Origin of the sequence: Gemmatimonas sp. UBA7669, from assembly GCF_002483225.1 — a bacterium.
GTDB lineage: Bacteria > Gemmatimonadota > Gemmatimonadetes > Gemmatimonadales > Gemmatimonadaceae > Gemmatimonas.
Genome location: NZ_DLHL01000063.1, coordinates 43,216 through 63,910, shown reverse-complemented (window position 1 = coordinate 63,910; position 20,695 = coordinate 43,216). Strand labels below are relative to the sequence as shown.

17 protein-coding genes are annotated in these 20,695 nt (G+C 64.6%); 14 read left to right on the top strand and 3 right to left on the bottom strand.

Features of this window, described 5'->3' with window-relative positions; translation table 11 throughout:
* Genes B2747_RS19125 through dapF form a run of 14 tightly spaced genes read left to right on the top strand, consistent with a single transcriptional unit; the run spans position 1 to position 16,513 of the window.
* Positions 1-1,680: a CTP synthase gene (locus tag B2747_RS19125; protein WP_291164847.1), complete on the top strand. Its 1,680-nt coding sequence runs from the start codon at positions 1-3 to the stop codon at positions 1,678-1,680.
* Positions 1,680-2,510 carry a 3-deoxy-8-phosphooctulonate synthase gene (gene kdsA / locus B2747_RS19120; RefSeq protein WP_343125932.1) on the top strand — a complete coding sequence of 277 codons (831 nt, stop codon included), beginning with the start codon at positions 1,680-1,682 and terminating at the stop codon, positions 2,508-2,510. Before B2747_RS19125 ends, kdsA begins: the two co-directional genes overlap by 1 nt.
* The gene (locus tag B2747_RS19115) at positions 2,507-3,202 is read left to right on the top strand and encodes a KdsC family phosphatase (protein ID WP_291164842.1); all 696 of its coding nucleotides are present in this window, start codon (positions 2,507-2,509) and stop codon (positions 3,200-3,202) included. Before kdsA ends, B2747_RS19115 begins: the two co-directional genes overlap by 4 nt.
* Positions 3,199-4,200, top strand: a complete 1,002-nt coding sequence (locus tag B2747_RS19110) for a KpsF/GutQ family sugar-phosphate isomerase (protein WP_291164839.1) — start codon at positions 3,199-3,201, stop codon at positions 4,198-4,200. The genes B2747_RS19115 and B2747_RS19110 overlap by 4 nt, the downstream gene beginning before the upstream one ends.
* Positions 4,197-4,784, top strand: a complete 588-nt coding sequence (lptC, locus tag B2747_RS19105; RefSeq protein ID WP_291164836.1) for an LPS export ABC transporter periplasmic protein LptC — start codon at positions 4,197-4,199, stop codon at positions 4,782-4,784. Before B2747_RS19110 ends, lptC begins: the two co-directional genes overlap by 4 nt.
* Positions 4,781-6,658, top strand: coding sequence for a hypothetical protein (locus B2747_RS19100; RefSeq protein ID WP_291164833.1), 1,878 nt, complete (start codon positions 4,781-4,783; stop codon positions 6,656-6,658). Before lptC ends, B2747_RS19100 begins: the two co-directional genes overlap by 4 nt.
* Positions 6,655-7,554, top strand: a complete 900-nt coding sequence (gene lptB, locus B2747_RS19095; protein WP_291164830.1) for an LPS export ABC transporter ATP-binding protein — start codon at positions 6,655-6,657, stop codon at positions 7,552-7,554. The genes B2747_RS19100 and lptB overlap by 4 nt, the downstream gene beginning before the upstream one ends.
* On the top strand, positions 7,554-9,047 hold the full coding sequence (gene rpoN, locus B2747_RS19090) for an RNA polymerase factor sigma-54 (RefSeq protein WP_291164826.1): 1,494 nt from the start codon (positions 7,554-7,556) through the stop codon (positions 9,045-9,047). Before lptB ends, rpoN begins: the two co-directional genes overlap by 1 nt.
* A 47-nt stretch (positions 9,048-9,094) precedes the next feature.
* The gene (locus B2747_RS19085; RefSeq protein WP_291164823.1) at positions 9,095-10,162 is read left to right on the top strand and encodes a glycosyltransferase family 2 protein; all 1,068 of its coding nucleotides are present in this window, start codon (positions 9,095-9,097) and stop codon (positions 10,160-10,162) included.
* Entirely contained in the window at positions 10,159-11,406 is a 1,248-nt protein-coding gene (locus B2747_RS19080; RefSeq protein WP_291164820.1) for a glycosyltransferase, read from the top strand. The genes B2747_RS19085 and B2747_RS19080 overlap by 4 nt, the downstream gene beginning before the upstream one ends.
* On the top strand, positions 11,406-12,377 hold the full coding sequence (locus B2747_RS19075; protein WP_291164818.1) for a lysylphosphatidylglycerol synthase transmembrane domain-containing protein: 972 nt from the start codon (positions 11,406-11,408) through the stop codon (positions 12,375-12,377). The genes B2747_RS19080 and B2747_RS19075 overlap by 1 nt, the downstream gene beginning before the upstream one ends.
* Positions 12,378-12,408: 31 nt before the next feature.
* Complete coding sequence (locus B2747_RS19070) at positions 12,409-14,865, top strand: YfhO family protein (RefSeq protein ID WP_291164814.1); 2,457 nt, start codon at positions 12,409-12,411, stop codon at positions 14,863-14,865.
* A 5-nt stretch (positions 14,866-14,870) separates the two neighbouring features.
* Positions 14,871-15,623, top strand: a complete 753-nt coding sequence (locus B2747_RS19065; protein ID WP_291165365.1) for a polyprenol monophosphomannose synthase — start codon at positions 14,871-14,873, stop codon at positions 15,621-15,623.
* 11 nt (positions 15,624-15,634) lie between these two features.
* The gene (gene dapF / locus B2747_RS19060; RefSeq protein WP_291164812.1) at positions 15,635-16,513 is read left to right on the top strand and encodes a diaminopimelate epimerase; all 879 of its coding nucleotides are present in this window, start codon (positions 15,635-15,637) and stop codon (positions 16,511-16,513) included.
* Positions 16,514-16,977: 464 nt separating this feature from the next.
* On the opposite strand, the gene B2747_RS19055 is transcribed toward dapF, so the two are convergent.
* The 3 genes from B2747_RS19055 to B2747_RS19045 all read right to left on the bottom strand — a co-directional run bounded on the left by B2747_RS19055 (position 16,978) and on the right by B2747_RS19045 (position 20,632).
* Positions 16,978-17,643 carry a tetratricopeptide repeat protein gene (locus B2747_RS19055; protein WP_291164809.1) on the bottom strand — a complete coding sequence of 222 codons (666 nt, stop codon included), beginning with the start codon at positions 17,641-17,643 and terminating at the stop codon, positions 16,978-16,980.
* A 1,075-nt stretch (positions 17,644-18,718) separates the two neighbouring features.
* The gene (locus B2747_RS19050; RefSeq protein WP_291164807.1) at positions 18,719-19,750 is read right to left on the bottom strand and encodes a 6-bladed beta-propeller; all 1,032 of its coding nucleotides are present in this window, start codon (positions 19,748-19,750) and stop codon (positions 18,719-18,721) included.
* Between the two features lie 225 nt (positions 19,751-19,975).
* Positions 19,976-20,632: a DsbA family protein gene (locus B2747_RS19045; protein ID WP_291164805.1), complete on the bottom strand. Its 657-nt coding sequence runs from the start codon at positions 20,630-20,632 to the stop codon at positions 19,976-19,978.
* Positions 20,633-20,695 lie beyond the last annotated feature (63 nt).

Here is a 20,695-nt window from a genome sequence, read left to right as displayed (position 1 = left end):
ATGTCCTCCATGTTGACCAATCAGGGAGCCACCACCCCGAAGTACATCTTCGTGACCGGTGGCGTCGTCTCCTCCCTCGGGAAGGGCATTGCGGCAGCGTCGCTCGGCCGCCTGCTGGTTGAGCGCGGCCTGCGCGTGACCATGATGAAGCTCGATCCCTACCTCAACGTGGATCCGGGCACCATGTCGCCATTCCAGCACGGCGAGGTGTTCGTCACCGACGACGGCGCGGAAACCGACCTTGATCTCGGCCACTACGAGCGCTTCCTCGATCGGCCGCTCTCGCAGGCCAACAACATCACCACCGGCCGCATCTACTCGAACGTCATCACCAAGGAACGCCGCGGCGAGTATCTGGGTTCGACGGTTCAGGTCATCCCGCACATCACCGACGAGATCAAGAACGCCGTCAAGCGCATCGCACCGGGCAATGATGTGGTGCTGGTGGAAATCGGCGGCACGGTGGGTGACATCGAGTCGCTGCCGTTCCTCGAAGCCATCCGTCAGTTCCGCCGCGAAGTGGGCAAGGAGAACGCGATTTTTGTGCACCTCACCCTGGTGCCGTACATCGCGGCCGCCGGCGAGGTGAAGACCAAGCCCACGCAGCATTCGGTGCGCGAGCTCATGGAAATCGGTATCCAGCCCGACTTCCTCATTTGCCGCAGCGAGAAGCCACTGCAGGACGATGTAAAGCGCAAGATCGCGCTCTTCTGCAACGTGGACTTCGGCGCGGTCATTGAAAGCCCCGACGTGCCCACCATCTACCAGATCCCGCTGGTCTTCGAGCAGCAGGGCTTTGCCGAACGCGTCATGGAGCGCTTGCGTCTGCAGGCGCCCACGCCCGACCTCACGGCCTGGCGCGCCATGGTGCAGCGCATCACGCAGCCGCGCGAGAAGGTGCGCATCTGCGTGGTGGGCAAGTACACCGACTACGTGGACAGTTACAAGAGCGTGCAGGAAGCCCTCATCCACGGCGGCATTGCCAACGAAGTGGGTGTGGAACTGGCGTGGACATCGAGCGATCACTTCACGTCGCCGGAAAAGGCCCGCGAAATTCTCTCGCAGCACCACGGCCTGCTGGTGCCGGGCGGCTTTGGTGTGCGCGGGGTGGAAGGCATGGTCGAGGCCATTCGCGCCGCACGCGAAATGCAGTTGCCGTTCTTCGGCATCTGCCTCGGCATGCAGGTGGCCATCATCGAGTTCTCGCGCCATGTGCTTGGCCTCGGTGACAGTCACTCCAGCGAGTTTGCGCCCGAATGCAGCGACGCCGTGGTCTCGCTCATGGACTCGCAGCGGGAAGTCACCGACAAGGGTGGGACCATGCGCCTCGGTGCCTATCCCTGCCGCCTGCAGCGCGGCTCGAAGGCCGCCGAGATCTACGGGCAGGACGAGGTGAGCGAACGGCATCGTCATCGCTACGAAGTGTCCAATCGCTACCGCGAGCGGTTCATTGAGCACGGCCTGCGTCTCAGCGGCCTGTCGCCCGACGACACGCTCGTGGAGATGATCGAACTGCCGGCCCATCCGTGGTTCGTGGGGTGCCAGTTCCATCCGGAACTGCAGTCGCGACCGCTGCGTCCGCATCCGCTGTTTGCCGGGTTCGTGGCGGCAGCTACGCGCCGCAAGCACCTCGAAGGGGGCAGCGCGCCGGCGCCGGCTCTTGAACACGTCAATCAGTGATGTCGGTGTCCGCTGCCCACTTTCCGTCCGATCGGCTCTTTCTCCTCGCCGGTCCCTGTCAGCTCGAAGACGACGCGCTCAACCTGCGCGTCGGCGAGGCGCTGGCACGTCTCGCCGAACAGGTGCCCGGCGGCATCGTGTTCAAGGCCAGCTTCGATAAGGCCAATCGCTCCAACGTCGATGGCGTGCGCGGTCCCGGCCTCGAAGCCGGTCTCGCGGCGCTCGATCGTGTGCGTGCGGCCACGGGGCTGCCCATCCTCACCGACGTGCATGAGCCCGCACAGTGTGCGGCGGCCGGCCAGGTGGTGGACGTGCTGCAGATCCCGGCCTTCCTCTGCCGCCAAACCGACCTGCTGTTGGCCGCAGGTGCCACGGGCAAGTCGGTGAACGTGAAGAAGGGCCAGTGGATGCACCCGGAGGGCATGAAGGGGGCCGTGCGCAAGGTGGAGGCCGGCGCCACTCTTGCCGGACGCACGGTGGGTCCGATGGCGGTCACCGAGCGCGGCACGTTCTTTGGCTATGGTGATCTCGTGGTGGACATGCGCGCCTTCGCCCGCATGCGCGAGGCCTGCCAGGTACCCGCCATCTTTGACGGCACGCACTCGGTGCAGAAGCCCGGCCTTGGCGCCGGCGGCACGAGTGGCGGGGCGCGCGAGTTCATCGCGCCGCTCACCTATGCGGCCGTGGCCGCCGGTGCGCAGGGACTCTTCCTCGAGACGCACCCCGATCCGGACAACGCGCCGAGCGACGGTCCCAACATGATTCCGCTGCATGAACTGCCGGACCTCGTCATGCGCGCCGTCGACATCTGGGATCGCGCGCGTCGATGACCTCCTCGCCGTCTGCTGATCTTGCCCCGGGTGACGCGGGCAGCGGTGGCGTACTACCGCCGCTCTCGCGCATCGCCCAATTGAGTGACGCCATGCGTCGCGCGGCCGAGCGCGTGCGCCTGGTATGCTTTGACGTGGACGGCGTCCTCACCGACGGTGGCGTGTACCTCGGCGCCACGCGTTCGCCGGACGGCGAAACGACGCGGCCGTTTGAGTTCAAGCGCTACGACATCCAGGATGGCCTGGGCATGGCCATGCTGCGCGAGAGTGGACTGACCCTCGCCATCATCACGGGTCGGGTGTCGGAAAGTGTGGCCATGCGTGCGCGTGAACTGCGCATCCCGCATTGCATTCAGGACCCGGAAGCACGCAAGCTGCCCGCGCTCCAGCGTCTCTGCGCCGAGCTGGGTCTCACACTCGCTGACGTGGCGTTTGTGGGAGACGACCTGCCGGATCTCGGCGTCATGCGGGAAGTGGGACTGCCGGTTGCGGTGGGCAACGCGGTCCCGGAAATCCGTCGTGTGGCCGCGCTGCACCTCAACGCTCGGGGCGGACACGGCGCCGTGCGCGAGTTTGCCGAGTGGCTGCTTACTGCCCGCGGAACCTGGGACGACGCCGTGGAGCGCTACGTGCAAAGCCGAAGTGTGGTGAACGAGCGGCAGGGCCAAACACAGATGGAGCACGCCCAATGAGTGATCGCGCCGCCAACGCCGCCACCGACCTCGCGTCCCGCAGCGGTGACATCATTGCACGCGGACGCCGGGTGCTCGAGCAGGAAGCCCAGGCGTTGCTGCAGCAGGAACGCCAACTGGGCGAGCCGTTTGCCCGCGCCGTGGCACTGCTCACTGACTGCCGCGGCCGCGTCATCATTGCCGGCGTGGGCAAGTCCGGCAACGTCGCCCGCAAGATGGCCGCGACGTTTACCAGCACCGGCACGCCGGCGCTCTTCCTGCATCCCGTCGAGAGTGTGCACGGGGACCTCGGCATCGTGGGCCCTGATGACGTCGCCATTCTGATATCCAAGAGTGGCGAGAGCGACGAACTGCTCGGCCTCATTGAGGCCCTGGCGCGCATGGGCGTGCGCATGATCGCCATGACGGCCGTTGCGGGCTCGCGACTCGCGCGGCATGCGGACGTGACGCTGGACTTGCTGGTGCGCGAAGAAGCCTGTCCGCATGACCTCGCGCCCACCACCAGCACCACGGTCACCATGGCGCTGGGTGACGCGCTGGCCGTGGCCGTGCTGCTGGAGAAGGGGTTCCGACCCGAAGACTTCGCGCGACTCCATCCGGGCGGTGCGCTCGGACGTCGGCTGCTCACACGGGTGCAGGACGTCATGGAGCGCAACGATCTGCCCGTGCTGCAGCGCGACGCCATCATGCGCGACGCGGTGGTGCTGCTGGCAAAACGTCGTGGCCTGGCCATCGTCACGGAACAGGAGCGCGTGTTGGGGGTGGTCACGGCAGGAGACCTCACGCGGCTCATGCAGCGTGAGGCCGACGTGCTGTCGGAACCGGTGGCCAACGTGATGAGCACGTCGCCCCGCGTGGCCTACGATCATGAATTGGGGAGTGCGGTGGTGCATCGGATGGAAACTCACGGCATCATGGCGATGCCGGTGCTGGACAGTCACGAACGGCTGGTGGGCGTGGTGCACTTGCACGATCTCCTCCGCGCTGGCGCCGCATGAGGGCCGCCTCTGTGCTGCACCATGGCGCGCGACTGGTCGCCCTTACCCTCGTGACCATGGTCACGTTGGGCGCCGCGGCCTGTCCGTCCAAGCCAGCCAAGAAGACGCCGCCCCGCGCGGCCAAGGCCCTGCTGCCCGACTCAGCCGAACAGCTGGGGTTTGGCGTGAGCACCATTCTCACCGACAAGGGCGTCAACAAGGGCGAGTTGCTGGCCGACACCACGTTCACCTACGACGATGGGACACGACTCGAACTGCGGCGCGTCAACCTCACGTTCTTCACGTCGCTTGGGGTGAAGGACGGCGTGATGACCTCGCGCGAGGCCACGTACAACGCGCGCCTCTCGCGCATTGAGGCACGTGGCGATGTGGTCGTGGTGCGTGAAGACGGCAAGCGTCTGTCCACACAGCAGCTGGTGTACGATCAGGTCCGCAATCAGTTCTTCACCGATTCGGCGTTCGTGCTCACCGAGCCCAAGCGCGAAATCTCCGGTATCGGCTTCGAGTCCGACCCGGCGCTTACCAACTTCCGCTGTCTGCGGGCCTGCAAGGGTGTCGCACCGGTGAAGGTTCCGGCGCAGTGAGTGATCGCGGGCTTGCCACGCGCCATGCCTGGTGGCGTCTCACGGTGATCGCCGTGCTGGTGGTCATTGCGGGTTGCCGCGGCGCCGGCCGCACGCGACCTGTCGGCCCGAGCGCTGCCGTGCCGGGAGCGGACAGTCAGCGACCCACCGTGGTACCGGGCGCGCCCCTCGACAGCGCCACGCGGGATTCCATCCGCCGCGACAGTCTGGCGCGCGATTCCGCCGTGCGGGCGGGTGCCGGGCTGGCCCTGCTCACCCGCGATTCACTGCGCAAGGACTCCGTGGCGCGCGTCACCGCGCGGCGTGACTCACTCGCCCGCGATTCCGTGCGACGCGATTCCGTCTCGCGCGACTCGGTGGAGAAGGCGCGACGCAAGAAGCGCACAGCCACCCGGGAGTGCGTGCTCGATTTTGCCGAGTCGCCGCCGGAAACGCGCATGTTGTATAGCCGCATCTCCGATTCGGTCTCCAACACCTTCATCGGCGGTGGATTTGTCGGGCGCTGTCAGGGTGAAAAGAATCGCTTGCGCGCCGACAGTGCCGAGCAATTCCAGCAAGCCGGCGTGGTGAATCTGTACGGCAACGTGGTCTACGAAGAGATCGGCAAGATGCAGCTGACCGCGGCCCGCGCCACGTATTTCACGCGGGAAGGCCGACTCTACGCCGATGGCAATGTGGTGGTTACCCAACTGGCTACCGGTAGCACCTTCTCGGGACCGGCCATGGAGTACTACCGGGCCAATGAAGAGCGCCCGTATGCCCGCATGATTGCGCCGCAGCGGTCCACCGCGCGCATGATCGAGAAGGACAGCACCGGACGTCTGCAGCCGCCGGTCGTGGTGAGCGCCAATCGGTTCGAAGACGCCGGGGACTCCGTGCTCATGGCCTGGGGTGACGTGACCATCGAGCGTGAGCGCATTGATGGCCGCAGCGACAGTGCCTCATTCGACAAGATCACGCAAATGGCCCGGCTCATCCGCGGCGCGCGCATCACCAACACCGATACGGCGCAGCGCTTCGTGCTGACGGGCGACACCATCAACCTGTACAGCACCGATCGGCAGCTCGATCGGGTCTTTGCGCTGCACAAGGCAACGGCCACCAACGAACAACTGGTGCTGAACGCCGAGCGCATCGACATGCGTCTCAAGAATCAGGAACTCGATGAGGCCTTCGCCTTTGGCGAAGGCCGGGCGCGGGCCACCACGCCCCAGCAGGATGTCGAGGCCGATTCACTGCGCATCAAGCTCGCGGACCGCCAGGTGCAGGAGGTCCGGGCCATTGGACGCGCCGTCGCGATCGGCACGCCTGATACGCTGCGCATGAAGACCACGGGCAAGGATGTGCTGCGTGGTGACAGCGTGCTGGCGTTCTTCGATACCACAGCGGCCGCGGCGGACAGCGCCAAGCCCCGGCCAGGCGGCCCCACCAAGGCCGGAACCCGGACACGCTTGCGGGAAATCCGTGCCCTTGGCAACGCCAGCTCGCTTTTTCACATGGCCAACTCCAAGGGGCCGTCGGCTCCGCCGGGCATCAACTACGTTCGGGGGGTCCGCATCTACGTGAATTTCGATACCGGGTCGGTCCGCGACGTGCGCGTGGACTCCGCGGCCAGCGGCCTGTATCTCGAACCCGCCCCCGATAGTCTGTCTGACAGCACCTCGCGCGACAGCCTCGGACGACGGGATACGACCGCCCGCCGCCCGAGACCGGATACCTTGTTGGGAGCCGAAATGGCGCTACGAGGGGCGGACAGACTGGCCGCTCGCCCTGGATCGGCTCCCGAGCCGGGGCCGCGGCCTTTTGCTCCGCACCGCGCGCCAGCGTGGCTTGATGCATACTATTCGACATTCGCCCTCCGACGCCGGATATGACGAACCCTCCCGATCCTTCCACCCCACCAATGGACGCGCCTGAGCCGGACACGGAGCCCGTGTCCGCCCAAGAGCCGCGCCGCGGTGTCGAAGGGCAAACCGGCCGTCCGTCCGCCATCGTACCGGACGGTTCCATCCTCAGCGCCGATGGCCTCGTCAAAGTCTATCGTGGGCGACGCGTCGTAAACGACGTGGCCGTTCGTGTGCAGCAGGGGGAGATCGTTGGCTTGCTGGGTCCCAATGGCGCGGGCAAGACGACCACGTTCTACATGCTCGTGGGACTCATTGCCCCGCAGGCCGGCACCATTCGGCTCGATGGCAAGGACATCACGAGCATGCCCATGTACCAGCGGGCACGGCAGGGCATTGGCTACCTCTCGCAGGAACCGTCGATCTTCCGCAAGCTCACGGTCGAGCAGAACATTCTCGCCATCCTCGAGACGCTGCCACTCGACGAAGCGGCCCGTCGGACACGTCTCGAGTCGTTGCTCGACGAGCTGAAGATCAAGCACCTGCGCAACAGCAAGGCCTTCCAGCTGTCGGGCGGTGAACGGCGCCGGCTCGAGATCACGCGCGCGCTCGTCACCGAGCCCAAGTTCATGATGCTCGACGAACCGTTTGCGGGCGTCGACCCCATCGCGGTGCACGACATCCAGTCCATCGTGGCCGACCTGCGGCATCGTGGCATCGGCGTGCTCATCTCCGACCACAACGTCGAGCAGACGCTCGACATCGTGGACCGCGCCTACATCATGTTCGACGGCCAGGTGAAAGTGTCGGGCACCGTGCGCGAGCTCGTGTTCGACGACGAGGTGGCGCGCATCTACCTTGGCCCCACGCTCACGGCCCGACTGCGTGAGCGCTTCGCCGATGACGAAGCCGAGGTCGCCGTCTGATGCGAACCGGCCTGCAGCAGACGACCGGGCTCCGCCAGGAGCTCAAGGTCAATCCACGCCTGTATCAGGCGATGGATCTGCTGTACATGCCCTTGCTGGATTTGCAGCAGCATCTCAAGCAGGAACTCTTGACCAATCCCTTCCTCGAGCTGGTGGAACCCGAGGACGAGGACGACGACTCGGCGGACAACGAAGACTCGCCCGAACCGCAGGATCTCACCGAACCGGAGGCCTCGGCCGAGGCCGAGCCGGAGAAGACCGGTGACGACGACGTGGATTGGGAGGCCGTGCTGCTCGACGGCTTCGAGACCGGTGGCGCGCGCGAAGAGACTGAGCAGCGCGACTACATCGAGCCGGTTACCGTCGCCACCACCGATCTCGCCGACTATCTCGGCGAGCAACTCGCGCTGCTTGACCTCTCGCCACGGCAGCAGTTTCTCGCCGAGGAATTCGTCGGCAACATCAACGACGATGGCTACCTCGCCTGTCCACTCGAAGAAATCCGCTCGGCGGTCAACGAACGCTTGCTGAGCGAGGCCGAGTCCCGCGACATCCAGGGCGACATTCCGCTCTTCGGCGAAGACGAAGTGCTGGCCATGCTGCGGGTGCTGCAGGATCTCGACCCACCGGGTGTGGGCGCGCGGGATCTCCGGGAGTGCCTGCTGCTGCAGTTGCGCGCCGCGGGGCAGCAAGCTTCGCTCGCGCATCGCCTGGTGGAGGAGGCCTTCGAGGAACTCATCGGCCATCGCTGGAGCGAACTGGCCAAGCGCTATGGCATCAGTGCGCAGGACGTGCAGGGCGCGGCAGACGAAATCGCCAAGCTCGATCCCAAGCCGGGCCTGCGCTACAGCGCGGGAAGCGACAACTACATCATTCCCGATCTCGTCGTCGAGAAGATCGACGGCCACTACCACATCTTCCTCAACGACGGCAACCTGCCGCGACTCAAGCTCTCGCGCACCTACCAGGATCTTGCGCGAGACAAGAAGCGCTTCGATGCCGAGAGCAAGGACTTCATCGCCTCCAAGCTCAATTCGGCCAACTGGATGATCCAGGCCATTGAGCAGCGGCGTCAGACCATGCTCAAGGTCATGCACTACATCGTGGACCGTCAGCGCGACTTCTTCGAGAAGGGCGTGCAGGCCCTGCGGCCACTCACGTTGCGCGAAGTGGCCGAGGCCGTGGGCATGCACGAGTCCACGGTCAGCCGCGTGACCAACGAGAAGTTCGTGCAGACGCCGCGCGGCGTGCTGCCACTCAAGTTCTTCTTTTCGTCTGGCCTTGCCACCGCGGACGGTGACGACGTATCGGCCCGTGGCATCAAGGACCAGATCGAGAAACTCGTGTCCGGTGAAGATCCCCGGAACCCGCTCACCGATCAGGCCATCGTGGAGATTCTCCAGGAAACCGGTGTGCAAATCGCCAGACGCACCGTGGCCAAGTATCGCGACCAGCTCGGCGTGTTGCCCGCGCGCATGCGCAAGCGCGTGTAGCGCCGGCGTCGCAACGCTCGTCGCCGTCTCCCCGCATCAACTCATTCATGGCTGTCAGTACCCGACCCGCCCGTCCCACACCGCGTCGCGCGCTCACCGCGCCCGTCGACGTGAGTGTGCTCGTTCCCGCCAAGGACGAAGCCGGCAACCTCGCGCTCTTTGTGGAGCTCTGCGATGCGATGATTCGCGCGCAGTCTGCGCGCTACGAGGTCCTGGTGGTGGACGATGGCTCGGCGGACGGGAGCTGGGCGTTGCTGCAGGAACTCGCCACGCGCTATCCGTTTCTGCGTCCCGTGCGGCATCGTGCACAGCGCGGCATCGCCGAGGCCCTGCGCACCGGCTATCTGCACGCGCAGGGTCAGGTGCTGGTGTTCTATCCCGCCGACCTGCAATTCAAGCCGGAAGACATCCCGTCGCTGGTGGGGCCCATTCTGGCCGGCGACTCCGACATGGTCACCGGGTTCAAGCAGGGCAAGTACGAGAAGGCGTTTGTGTCGCGCATCTACAACGGGCTCAGTCGCACGCTCTTTCACATCCCGGTGCGCGACCTCAACAACGTGAAAGCCTACCGGCGCGAGATCATGGCCTCGCTGCCCATGCGGCCGGATTTTCATCGCTACATGATCGTGATGGCGGCGGCGCAGGGCTTCACCGTCACCGAAGTGCCCATCCCGCTGTATCCGCGTCATTCCGGTCGCTCCAAGTTTGGCCTGTCGCGCATACCGGTGGGCGTGCTCGACATGCTGGCTGTGTGGTTCGAACTGCGGTTCGGCCAGAAGCCGCTGCTGGCCTTCGGCATGCTCGGCGCCGCGCTCTTTGCGGTGGGTGTGCTGGCTGGTGTGGGTGCACTGGTGTGGTTGCTGATCAGTGGCCAGGGACAGCGCTGGGTGTGGACCGTCATTCAGACCACACTCATTCTCGGCTCGGTGTTTTTTGCCACCGGTCTGCTCGGCGAACAAATCGCGCAGCAGCGCGCCGAAGTGCGGGAGCTCCGCCGTGAACTCGACGACGTCGCGACTACCCAACAGGAAGCGATCGACGCCAGTCAGTCGACGGATGCGTCGAGCGCCACCGGTATGGCCAGCCACCACAACAGCGACGCGGCCGGCAGGTGAGCGGTTCGCCGCGCCTGCTCTTTGTCACACACAACGTACCCCGCTTTTCCGGGGACGCCGCCGGATCGTTTGTTCTGCGCTTGGCGGTGGCATTGCAGGCGGCCGGCGCGCGCGTGGATGTTCTTGCGCCAGGCGCGAGCGGGCTTGCGCCACACGGCCATATCGAAGGCGTGTCCATTACGCGAGTGCGCTACGCCAGCGACGCCCGCATGACCTTGGCGTACACCGGCACCATGGCCGAAGCCGTGGCCGGCTCGTGGAGTGGACGATTCGCGCTGCTCCAGTTGCTCTGGGCCATGCGTGGCGCCGTACGTGAGGCGGTGCAATGCGCCCGCCGCGAAGGTGCACCGTACGACGCGCTGCATGTCCACTGGTGGTTCCCGTCGGGACTGGCGCTGCTTGGTGCGATACGCCCGTGGTGGCCACCGGTCGTTGTCACCATGCACGGCAGCGATGTGCGTCTGGCGGCAAAGAAGCCGGCGGCCCATCCGCTCATGCGTGCCGTGTTGCAGCGTGCGGCGGTGCGAACCGCCGTGTCCAGTTGGCTGGCACAAACGGCCAGCCGCCTTGCCGGGGTGCCGGTGGAAGTCGCGCCGATGCCCGTTGATGTCAGCCCACTTCTTGGCCCCAGGTCCGCGAGTGCCTCTTCAGACGCCGAAGGGCATCCGGAGCGAAATGGCGTACTCTTCGTCGGTCGACTGAACGCACAAAAGGGCCTGGCCGATCTGCTCGAGGCGCTGGCACTGCCACCGGCGCACACACTGACCCTGGATGTCGTGGGCGATGGCCCCGATGCCTCGGCGCTCCGCGAGCGTGCGAGTGCGCTGGGTGTGGCCGAACGCGTCACTTGGCACGGACAACTCGCGCAACAGGACCTGCTGCCTCGGTACGCACGGGCGCGCGTAGTCGCCATGCCGTCACGCGGAGAAGGCCTTGGTCTGGTGGGCGTGGAAGCGCAGTTGGCCGGCACGCCAGTCGTCGCGTACGCCGATGCCGGTCTGCTGGACGTGGTGGACCCGGCGCATGGTGGCACGCTGGTGCCGGTGGGGGACATCCCGGCATTGGCCGCTGCGCTGTCGCAGTTTGCCGGGGCCAACGCCGAACTCGAAGCTCTGGCACAGACCCACGGCGCGCAGGCTCGGCACCTCATGTTGCAGCGTTTCGCCCCCGCGGCAGTGGCCACACGCTACCTCGCACTCTACGAGCAGGCGAGGACTGGCCATCTGGCAAAGGGCGTCGCCTGATGTCCTCGCTTCTGCAGTCTATGACGCGCATGCTGCGTCAACCGGCGGTGCGCACGGTGCTGCTGCTCATCACCATCGGGTTCATCGTGGTGGCGCTGGCCAAGCAGTGGGAAGACGTCGCGGCCTCCTGGCAGTCGCTCGATATCGCGTGGCGTTGGGTGGCCATGGCCACCGCCGTGGTGCTGGGTACCTACGCCATGCTCATTCACAGCTGGCGCATCCTGCTGCGCGGCTGGGGCGGTCATCTGGCCTTTGGCTCAGCCACCCGCATCTGGGCCATCGCCAATCTCGGGCGCTGGCTGCCGGGCAAGGTGTGGTCCATTGGCGCGCTGGGGTACATGGCCTCCAAGGAAGGTGTGTCGGGCGTCGCCGCCGCGGGTTCCTCCGTCTTGGGGACGCTGCTCAACCTTGGCGCCGGACTGGCCATGGCGGTCGTTCTTGGCGCCGATGGCCTCGAGTATGTCGCTCCTGGCTTCCGCGTTGTGTCGATTGCTGCGGCCATCGGGTTTGTGGTGGGGGTCGCAGCACTCCCGCGACTCTTGCCTCGTGTCCTGGCAGCCTTTGCAACACGACGCGGGCTGCCGCTCACCAGCCAGCACCTCAGTGCCGGCCAATTATGGATGGCCACAGGGATCAACCTGCTGTCCTGGGTGGCCTACGGCGTGGCGTTCTGGATGTTTTCGCGCGCGGTAACCCCACGTATCAGTGGCGATCCGCTGGTGTTCATCGCAGTTTACTCGGCTTCGTATCTGGCGGGCTTCCTGGCGCTCTTTGCGCCCGGCGGGCTCGGCGTGAGGGAGCTCGCGCTGGGCAGCTTGCTGGTGGGACTGGGCATGGCGGGGCAGGGCGACGCGGCGGTTCTGAGTGCGACCTCGCGCATCTGGCTCACCGTGCTCGAAGTGTTGCCAGGGCTGTTGGCCCTGCTCACCCTGAGCCCGGGGCAGCGCGCCGCCCTGCGACAGAACTCGTGACTCCCGCTTCTTTCTTCTGACACTGCGCTTCATGGCTCGATCCAACCCGTCGCCAACGTCTTCGCCCGACTCCCGCCAGTCGCTCTGGTTGGCGGCCGGCGTATGCGTCCTCGCCACGCTGCTGCTGGCGTGGCCCGCACTCGGCGGCGCGTTTCTGGTCAATCCCAATAGCGACCAGTACATCGCCGGCTACTCCTTCCGCGAGTTCGCCGCGCAGTCGCTGCGCGCAGGTAACGGCTTTCCGCTCTGGAACCCCTACCAGTTCGGTGGCATGCCGTACGTCGCCGCCATGCACGGCGACATCTTCTATCCCACCTTCCTGCTGCGCATGATGCTGCCCACCGACGTCGCCATGACGTGGGGCTTCATCATTCACACGGTGCTGGCCGGGTTCTTCACGGCGGGCTTTCTGCGTGCGGCCGGCGTGCGGACGCAGGCCGCCATCATTGGTGGCGTGGCGTACCTGCTGAGTGGGGCCGTCGCCTCGTACCCCTCACCGGGCCACGACGGCAAGCTGTTTGTCAGTGCGCTGCTGCCGGCCGCCCTCTGGGCGCTGGTGCGCGGCATGCGTGACGGACGTCAGACCGCGTGGGGGGCGTTGGCCGTCATTGTCGGTCTGGCCGTGCTGTCGCCGCATCCGCAGTTGTTGCAGTACATGCTGCTGACATCCGGAGCCTTTGCCCTCTGGTTGGCCCTTTCGCCCACTGCGCTCAATGGCGATGCGAGTGCCAAGCCGGCGACCGCCCCAGCCGCCACGCCCGCCGCCGCGAGCCAGTGGCCGCGCCTCGGACTGGCCCTTGGCGCTGTGCTGCTTGGCGGCGCCATGGGTGCCATTCAGTATCTGCCGGTGCGCGAGTACGTGCCCTGGTCGCCGCGTGCCGGTGGAAAGGGCTACGACTACGCCACGTCGTTCTCGTTCCCACTCGAAGAGACCATCAACCTCTACCTGCCCCAGTTCTCCGGTATCCTCGACAGCTACTGGGGCCGCAATGGCATTCACTTCCATAGCGAATACGTGGGCGCCAGCGTGCTGGTACTGGCCGTATTCGCCTTGGGTGGCGGTCTGCTCAATCGTCATCGTCGCCACGCCTGGTTCTGGCTCGGCGCGCTGATCGTCTCGCTGTTCTGGGCCTGGGGCGGCAACACCCCGTTCTATCAGCTGGTCTACGCCATCGTGCCGGGCTCCAAGTTCTTCCGGGCCCCCAGCACCATTCTGTACGTGGTGTCCTTCTCCATTGCCGTTCTGGCTGCCTTTGGCGCCGAGCGGGTGCTGGCAGGGAAGGGGACCCTGCGCTACGCCATTGGCTGGTCGGTCTTTGCCGTGCTGGTGGCCGGACTGGCCTCGGCAGGCGCCTTCACCAACCTGGCCTTTTCCATGTTGGGCGATGTGCGGGGCGACGCCATTCAGGCCAACGCATCCAACGTAGTGCTCGGCGCCTGGCGTTCGGCGCTGGCGGTATTGGCCGCCCTGGTCGTGCTGGTGCTGGCCTCACGCGGCAAGCTGACGGCCACCCTCGCTGGCTGGGCACTCACGGCCGTGGTGGCGCTCGACCTCTGGAGCATTGAGCGGCACTACTGGAGTTTTTCTGAGCCGGCCTCGGTGCTGTACGCCGAAGACGACATCGTGCGCTTCCTCAAGAATGCGCCGGAGCCGTCCCGAGTTATCGCCATCCCGCTGGGTGAAAACCTCGCGTCGCACGACCCCTTCATTCTGGGTGATGCGCTCATGGCGCACGGCGTGCGTGGCGTGTTGGGTTACCACGGAAACGAGCTTGGGCGCTTCCAGGAGCTCTACGGCAAGAACGAAGGCTTCGCCTCGCTGGCCAATCCCAACTTCTGGTCGCTCACCAATGCCCGCTACTTCCTCACCAACGCCCCCGGCTTGCCCTTCCAGGGCGCCAAGCTGGTGGCAGGCCCGGTGCGCAATGCCGCCGGCACCATGACGTTCTTGTACGAATTGCCGGGCGATCACCCCGCCGCCTGGGTCGCGCCCATGCGGGTCAAGCTCGACGACCCCACCGCCAAGGCCACGGTGCTCAACCCGCTCTTTGACGTGAAGCGCGTGGCCATCTTCGATACCAGCGCGACCATCGAGGCCCAGCCCGTCAATTCGCCGCTGCCCGAACCCGTGCCGTTCCGCGCCAACGTCACCCGCTTCGAACCGGGGGCCATCGACATCACACTCGATGGCCCGGCGCCGACGGGCAGTGCCCTCGTGGTGTCGGAGAACTACTACCCGGGCTGGACGGCTACTGTGGACGGGCAGCCGGCCACCACGGCGCGGGCAGACTTCACGCTCATCGGCGTCGAACTGCCCACGGGTGCCAAACAGGTGCAGCTGCGCTTCGACAGCGCTCCATATCACACGGGCAAACTCGTTACCTTGCTGGCACTTGGCGCCGCGCTGCTTTGGTGGGTTCTCGGAGCGGCGATGGACCGGCGGCGGTCGGTCGGTCCGGCGCCCGAGACCTCAGAGACTATCGCGTGACACGAATGCAGACCCCAGCGCGCGGTGCGCTGGCGTTGGGTGAACGGGGCATCGTCATCGTGCCCACGTACAACGAAAGCGAGAACATCACACGCATCGTGCCGCAGATCCTCGATCAGGATTCGCGGCTCGAAGTGCTGGTGGTTGACGACAACTCGCCCGATGGCACCGGCCAGCTCGCCGACGAAATGGCGGCGGACAATCCGCGGGTGCACGTGCTGCACCGGCCGGGCAAGGAAGGGCTGGGCCGCGCCTATCTGGCCGGGTTCCGCTGGGCGCTCGAGCGCGACTACGCGTTCATCTTTGAAATGGACGCCGACTTCTCGCATGACCCGCGGCACCTGCCCGAGTTCCTCGCGGCGGTCCGCGATGCCGACCTCGTGCTGGGCTCACGCTACCGGGACGGCAAGGTGACGGTGGTCAACTGGCCCATGACCCGGCTCATGTTGTCCTATGGCGCCAACATCTATGCGCGCGCTGTGACGGGTCTGCGGCTGGGCGACGGCACCGGCGGGTTCAAGTGCTTCCGCCGGGAAGTCCTGGCGGCCATCCCGCTCGATCAGGTGCGCTCCAATGGTTATGCGTTCCAGATCGAGATGAGCTTTCGGGCTTGGAAGAAAGGGTTCCGTATCGCGGAAATTCCCATTGTCTTCCACGACCGAACCGAGGGCGAGTCCAAGATGTCCAAGCGCATCGTGCGCGAAGCCGTGTGGATGGTCTGGCGGCTTCGCTGGTGGGCACTCACCGGTCAGGTCTGATCCCGTCTCGCATGTCCAGCGCCGATCCGCTCTCGGGTTTGCCCTTCGTCAAGATGACGGGGTCCGGCAACGACTTCGTGTTCTTCGATGCCCGCGAGGTGCCGCTGGCACTTGTCACAGCACCTGAGGCGATACGCCGTATCTGCCATCGCCAGAACGGGATAGGGGCTGACGGCGTGGTGGTTCTTGAGCCCACGGGCGGCACCACCGACGTCCGCGTGCACTACTACAACAGCGACGGGTCGCCCGCCGATCTTTGCGGAAACGCTACGCTTTGCTCAACGGCGCTGTCGGCAACCTGGGGCATGACCAGCCCGTCCGGCATGGCGCTCGAGACCGGAGCCGGTGCCATTACCAGCCGCCTCTCGGCTTCGGGCGCGGGGCCCATCCGGCCAGCCATCGACCTGCAGCCGGTCACGGACATCCGCAGCAGCATGGCCATTGACCTTGGCCCGAACGAGCAGCGTGTGGGGTTCGCGGTGGCAGGCATCCCGCACCTGGTGCTGCTCACCAGCAACGTCGATCTCATCGACCTACCGGCCCGCGGCCCGGGACTCCGCTGGCACCCCAGCACCGGACCCGCCGGCGCCAACGTGAATTGGGTGTCGCCGCTCCCGGGGGGCCGCTGGCGCTACCGCACCTTTGAGCGCGGGGTGGAGGGGGAAACACTGGCCTGTGGTACCGGCGCCGTGGCCACCGCGGTACTGCTGGCCCGTTGGGGCCTGGCCCAGGTCCCCGACGTGGTGCTCGAGACTCGCAGCGGGCTCGATGTCCGGGTGACGCTGACCGAGGCTGGCGGCGAGGGAGCCGGTTACCACCCCACCTTGAGCGGGGAAGGTCGCGAGGTTTTCCGCGGCACGATCGGCTCACTGGGGCCCGTTCTGGCCTGAGATCGCAGGTCGCGCCCGATGGGAAAACGGGCGCCGAAATGGCGGCGAAATGCCGTTGTGGCTCACAGGCTTGGTCCTGTGCAATAAGGACCGAAAAAGGGTCCGGCGAAATGTGCCGTTCGGAATGTGGACAGGTGGACAGTCCGAACACTGTGTGAGCGTCGGCTCCTCACGGACATCCGTTGAGAGACACTAAGTCTTTCATTGGCATACACATACGCCATCAGGAGGGATTTCCCGGAGATTTCCACGTGGACTTTTCCCACAGTTATCCACCATGTTTGGTTTACATAACATGTATTATACGCATTTATTGCTTCGAAAGACAACTACCATTGTCCCATTAATGACGCCTTGGTGTAGCCATACTGAACACTCCCCTGCAGACCCGATGTCGGGCACAAAAAAGCGGCCCGATCGCATGTCGATCGGGCCGCAATTCACACGCACGAACCAACGGAATGTCAGGGCTGCTTGCCCGCAATTTCGCCCAGTCGAACCTGCGCTTCCTGCTGGACCTGCGTGCCATCGAGCTGCGCCAGCGACTCCCAGATGGGCTTGGCGTCCGCCAACTTGCCGGCCGCCATCAGGCTGCGCGCCTGCGCTGCCTGGAAGGTCTGCTTCTCGGTCTCAAACCGCGAAGCCGCCGCCGCCTTGCCATAGGCTTCGGCCGCCTTGGCCATATCACCCTTGAGCTCGTACCCCGAAGCCGCCATGGCCTGGAGGCTGGGCTTGAACTCGGCGCTGGCCGAGCCCACCGCCTGCTCCACGGCCTTGATGCCCTCGTCGTACTTCTTCTGCTCGTAGTACACCTGCGCCAGCATGAGAAGGGCCTGCTGACCCGAAGCCGTGCTGCCGAACCCGTCGGCCACTTTCTTCAGCGCCGTCTCGGCCTCGGCGTACTTGCCCTCCACGAACGGCTGCTGCGCGGTGTACAGCGCGGCCGACGCCTTTTCGCGGGTGGAGGCCGTGGTGCTCCGGTACAGGAACACGGCCGCTGCCGCCACGGCCACTCCGCCAACCACCATGGCGATCGGCTTGCTGTTCACCTGCAGCCAGGTGGTGAGCGACTCGATCGGATCGTCGCTCAGGGAGGCCGAAGAGCCTGCGGTACGGGGCGCCTGCGCCATGCGGGTAGCCAACGGATGAAGGATGAGGACCTGGGTCCGGTGCCGCGCGAGGGTCCCGCGCGCGACACCAGTACCACCGAGTCCTGAAAGATAGCAAACTGGGCGCCTGGAAGGCACCCGGTCTATTGGACCAAGGCGCCGCTCGGCACCATCCAGCCGCGATCCTTCCAGCGAAGCAGTTCCTGAAGACCTTCCGCCCGAAAAAGTACCCGAGGGGCGACCTTCGAGCGCTCGATTGCCGAAGAATCAAACGCGACCAACGCGAGTTGAGGCATAACACTCGGAAGCCCTAGGTATGCGTTAGCCACATAGAGCTGACCAGGGTTGTCAAGCGTACCACTCGGGAAAAGATGGTCGAATCGACCGACTCCACGCAGGTGCAGCACGCCCAGCGAGTCTATCTGATCGAGTGAGATCCCAATCTTCACGATGCGCTTGCCTGTGAACGCTGCGAGGCTATCAAAGTGGGCGAGTGCGACGCGCAGGGCTTGCTGAGCCGAGGGCGATCGGGCGAAGGCGCAGTCTGACGCGCCTACGTACACCAACGTGACATCAGCAGCTCGGATCGCGGCGATGGCTTGCGCTACAGTTTCGTTTTGCCCATTCGATCCGTCCGCACTTTGTTGGACTTCGCACCCCGCGTAAGAGATTAGGAATCCAAGAATGCCGCTGATGCGCAAGATGCGCGCAGCCAATGCGCAGGCACGGTTAACGTGAGCCAACGGACTATCCCCGACTGCAGTAAACTGGGTGCTAAGGAGGCTGGACGGAAGGCCAGCCCAGCCCCCCGTCCAGGATGGACGCTAGCAGCTCGTGCCGGAACAACACTGGGTGCCGGTGCCGCTGGAGCTACAGCCTAGGTACTCGCCTGTCGAGATGGAGTAGTAGGCTTTGCCTCCAACGCAATTGAAGCGCGCGGCTGATTCACAAGAGTCGCCGTCGCACTTTTTCGAGTTGCAGCCGCCCCCGTCACCCGGAAGTTCATCTTGGGCAATGCTTCGAGTTGCAAGCATGGTGGAGCCTGCCAGCGAAGTGAAGGCGGCAAGCGCAGTTACGATGAGACGCTGTCGGATTGTCATCGGTATTCTCTGGTCTCTCTAAGAGCGGTGGGTTGGACGGCTTCCCATTGTTGGGACGGTCGCCCGGAACCGAGTGTGGTCGATTGACGAAGGTGAACCAAACTCGCGCGCCAAAAATCGTGCTCCTGTAGCAAGAGGGCCCATTGATTTTGCTTCGAAGGAATCGCCGGCAGCGATTGAGACACGTACATGCATCCAGGCGCGTGAATGCGCAGTACGCACGTCTTGATCACTTCAACGGAATCCTTCGTGCGGCGGGATTGTGCGATCACCTGATTCTCCGAATACGGCCGAAGCACGTACTGGTGGTCAGAACCTGAACGAGGCTGACCGATACTGTACATCTGTTGCGTGGTGAGTATGGTGTAGGGCACGGACCCTGGGATCGAATCGGTCCAAAGCAGCCGACCGTCAGACACACGATAGGCACGGATCTCGGAGAAGTAAAAGGATGAGGTTACGACCACATCGGACTCTGGAAAGCAAGCAACCTTTCCCCTGTCGTTGAACGCCGGCCGATGATGAGGATACTGAGTGGGGCCGAGGAATTCACCGAAAGATCTGATTAGTTCGCCTCTATCTGAGAACACGTGGAGTAGCTTCCCGTCATGTACAGCAGTCACGATATAGTTGGATCTGAACCGACAGGCGTCTTGACCTTCAAGCGGTAGTGGAATGTTTCTGGCGCGTGGTATTTCTTGTAGCTGGCTTTGTGCGAACAAGACGATTCCATTTACTTCGTCGAGAACCATGAGTGTGTCGCCGGGCAACCACAAGAGACTGCGCGGTTTCGACAGCTCTCCGGGCCCTCGCCCTGAGCGGCCGATGTCCTGGACAAACTGGCCAGTTGAGTCGAATACGTGGATGCTGAGCGTAGCCTTATCGAGTAGGAAAACGCTACCGTGATCGCCAAGTGCAGCATCGACCAGCGAGCCAAAGGCATCGTCAGCTCCCGAAAGCGATCCGCGCGACCACAGAGTATCCATTGACAATGACAAGCGACTGCTCGATGAGTCGTTCGTTGCCATGGCAGAGCTCCGTGTATCTGAGCCAGAAGTGCTCGATCTCGCACTGTCGGAAGCGCCGCTAGCTTCGCCAACGCGCGACTCTGAGCACGCCGTGAGGGCCACGAAACCAGTGACAGCGAGCATCCGTCGAGCTCTGATGACGTGTTGGATCCTTCCTAGAGTCATTCCAGCAGCCTCGTGCTTGCCTCGGGGAGCGGACTTCGTCGATCGATTCATACGCCACCTCTACTTTTGAATGGCAGCAGTGATTGCGGAGTCAAGCTGCTGAGCAGTCACTCCGAAGAACATCCACCCATCGACGAGGATCGTCGGAGTCCCAAGTGCGCCGATACGCTCCGCCAGTCGAATGTCATAGTCGATACTCGCGACTGGCACTGTATCTGCGGCGCATTTTGCGAACACTTCGAGGTCTTTCACTCCGGCCTCCTTCGCAAAATCCACGAACGCCGCCTTCCCTATTTCAGTTTGCCGTTTGAACAACGCTGCATGAATCTGCTCGAATCGTTGCTGCGAAGCCGCGCAAGTCGCAGCGCGAGCCGCAGCGTATGCGTGAGGATGGTTGCTCAATGGCCACTGGCGATGCACAACCTTGAGCTGGCTTCCGAACTTCTGCTTGAGTTCAGGCAGCACGTCGAGAGCGAAGCGGGCGCAAAACGGACACTGGTAGTCTGAGAACTCCACCAACGTTACCGTTCCGTTGGGGTCACCGGTAACCAACGGACCCGCCTGCAATTCTGGCCAACCAGAAACGTGGCGAGGTCTGAGTTCCTCGTTCTGCCTCTTTTGCTCGAACCGTTGCTGCACCAGCAAGCCGGTCACGACCAGTGCGCAAGCGGCGGAAGCCAACAGCGCGAAATTCACAACTTTTTCCGACACGTTCATAATCAGCCTCGATCGCTTTGAATTTTCTCATGACACACACGCCGACATGTTACGGGGGGGGGG

Bases quoted from the DNA above. Each gene is read 5' to 3' on its own strand.
- lptC (WP_291164836.1), top strand. From the start codon at position 4,197: ATGAGGGCCGCCTCTGTGCTGCACCATGGCGCGCGACTGGTCGCCCTT.
- B2747_RS19050 (WP_291164807.1), bottom strand. From the start codon at position 19,750: ATGGCAACGAACGACTCATCGAGCAGTCGCTTGTCATTGTCAATGGAT.
- B2747_RS19045 (WP_291164805.1), bottom strand. From the start codon at position 20,632: ATGAACGTGTCGGAAAAAGTTGTGAATTTCGCGCTGTTGGCTTCCGCC.
- B2747_RS19075 (WP_291164818.1), top strand. From the start codon at position 11,406: ATGTCCTCGCTTCTGCAGTCTATGACGCGCATGCTGCGTCAACCGGCG.
- B2747_RS19070 (WP_291164814.1), top strand. From the start codon at position 12,409: ATGGCTCGATCCAACCCGTCGCCAACGTCTTCGCCCGACTCCCGCCAG.
- B2747_RS19085 (WP_291164823.1), top strand. From the start codon at position 9,095: ATGGCTGTCAGTACCCGACCCGCCCGTCCCACACCGCGTCGCGCGCTC.
- lptB (WP_291164830.1), top strand. From the start codon at position 6,655: ATGACGAACCCTCCCGATCCTTCCACCCCACCAATGGACGCGCCTGAG.
- kdsA (WP_343125932.1), top strand. From the start codon at position 1,680: ATGTCGGTGTCCGCTGCCCACTTTCCGTCCGATCGGCTCTTTCTCCTC.
- B2747_RS19110 (WP_291164839.1), top strand. From the start codon at position 3,199: ATGAGTGATCGCGCCGCCAACGCCGCCACCGACCTCGCGTCCCGCAGC.
- dapF (WP_291164812.1), top strand. From the start codon at position 15,635: ATGTCCAGCGCCGATCCGCTCTCGGGTTTGCCCTTCGTCAAGATGACG.
- B2747_RS19055 (WP_291164809.1), bottom strand. From the start codon at position 17,643: ATGGCGCAGGCGCCCCGTACCGCAGGCTCTTCGGCCTCCCTGAGCGAC.
- rpoN (WP_291164826.1), top strand. From the start codon at position 7,554: ATGCGAACCGGCCTGCAGCAGACGACCGGGCTCCGCCAGGAGCTCAAG.
- B2747_RS19115 (WP_291164842.1), top strand. From the start codon at position 2,507: ATGACCTCCTCGCCGTCTGCTGATCTTGCCCCGGGTGACGCGGGCAGC.
- B2747_RS19065 (WP_291165365.1), top strand. From the start codon at position 14,871: ATGCAGACCCCAGCGCGCGGTGCGCTGGCGTTGGGTGAACGGGGCATC.
- B2747_RS19125 (WP_291164847.1), top strand. From the start codon at position 1: ATGTCCTCCATGTTGACCAATCAGGGAGCCACCACCCCGAAGTACATC.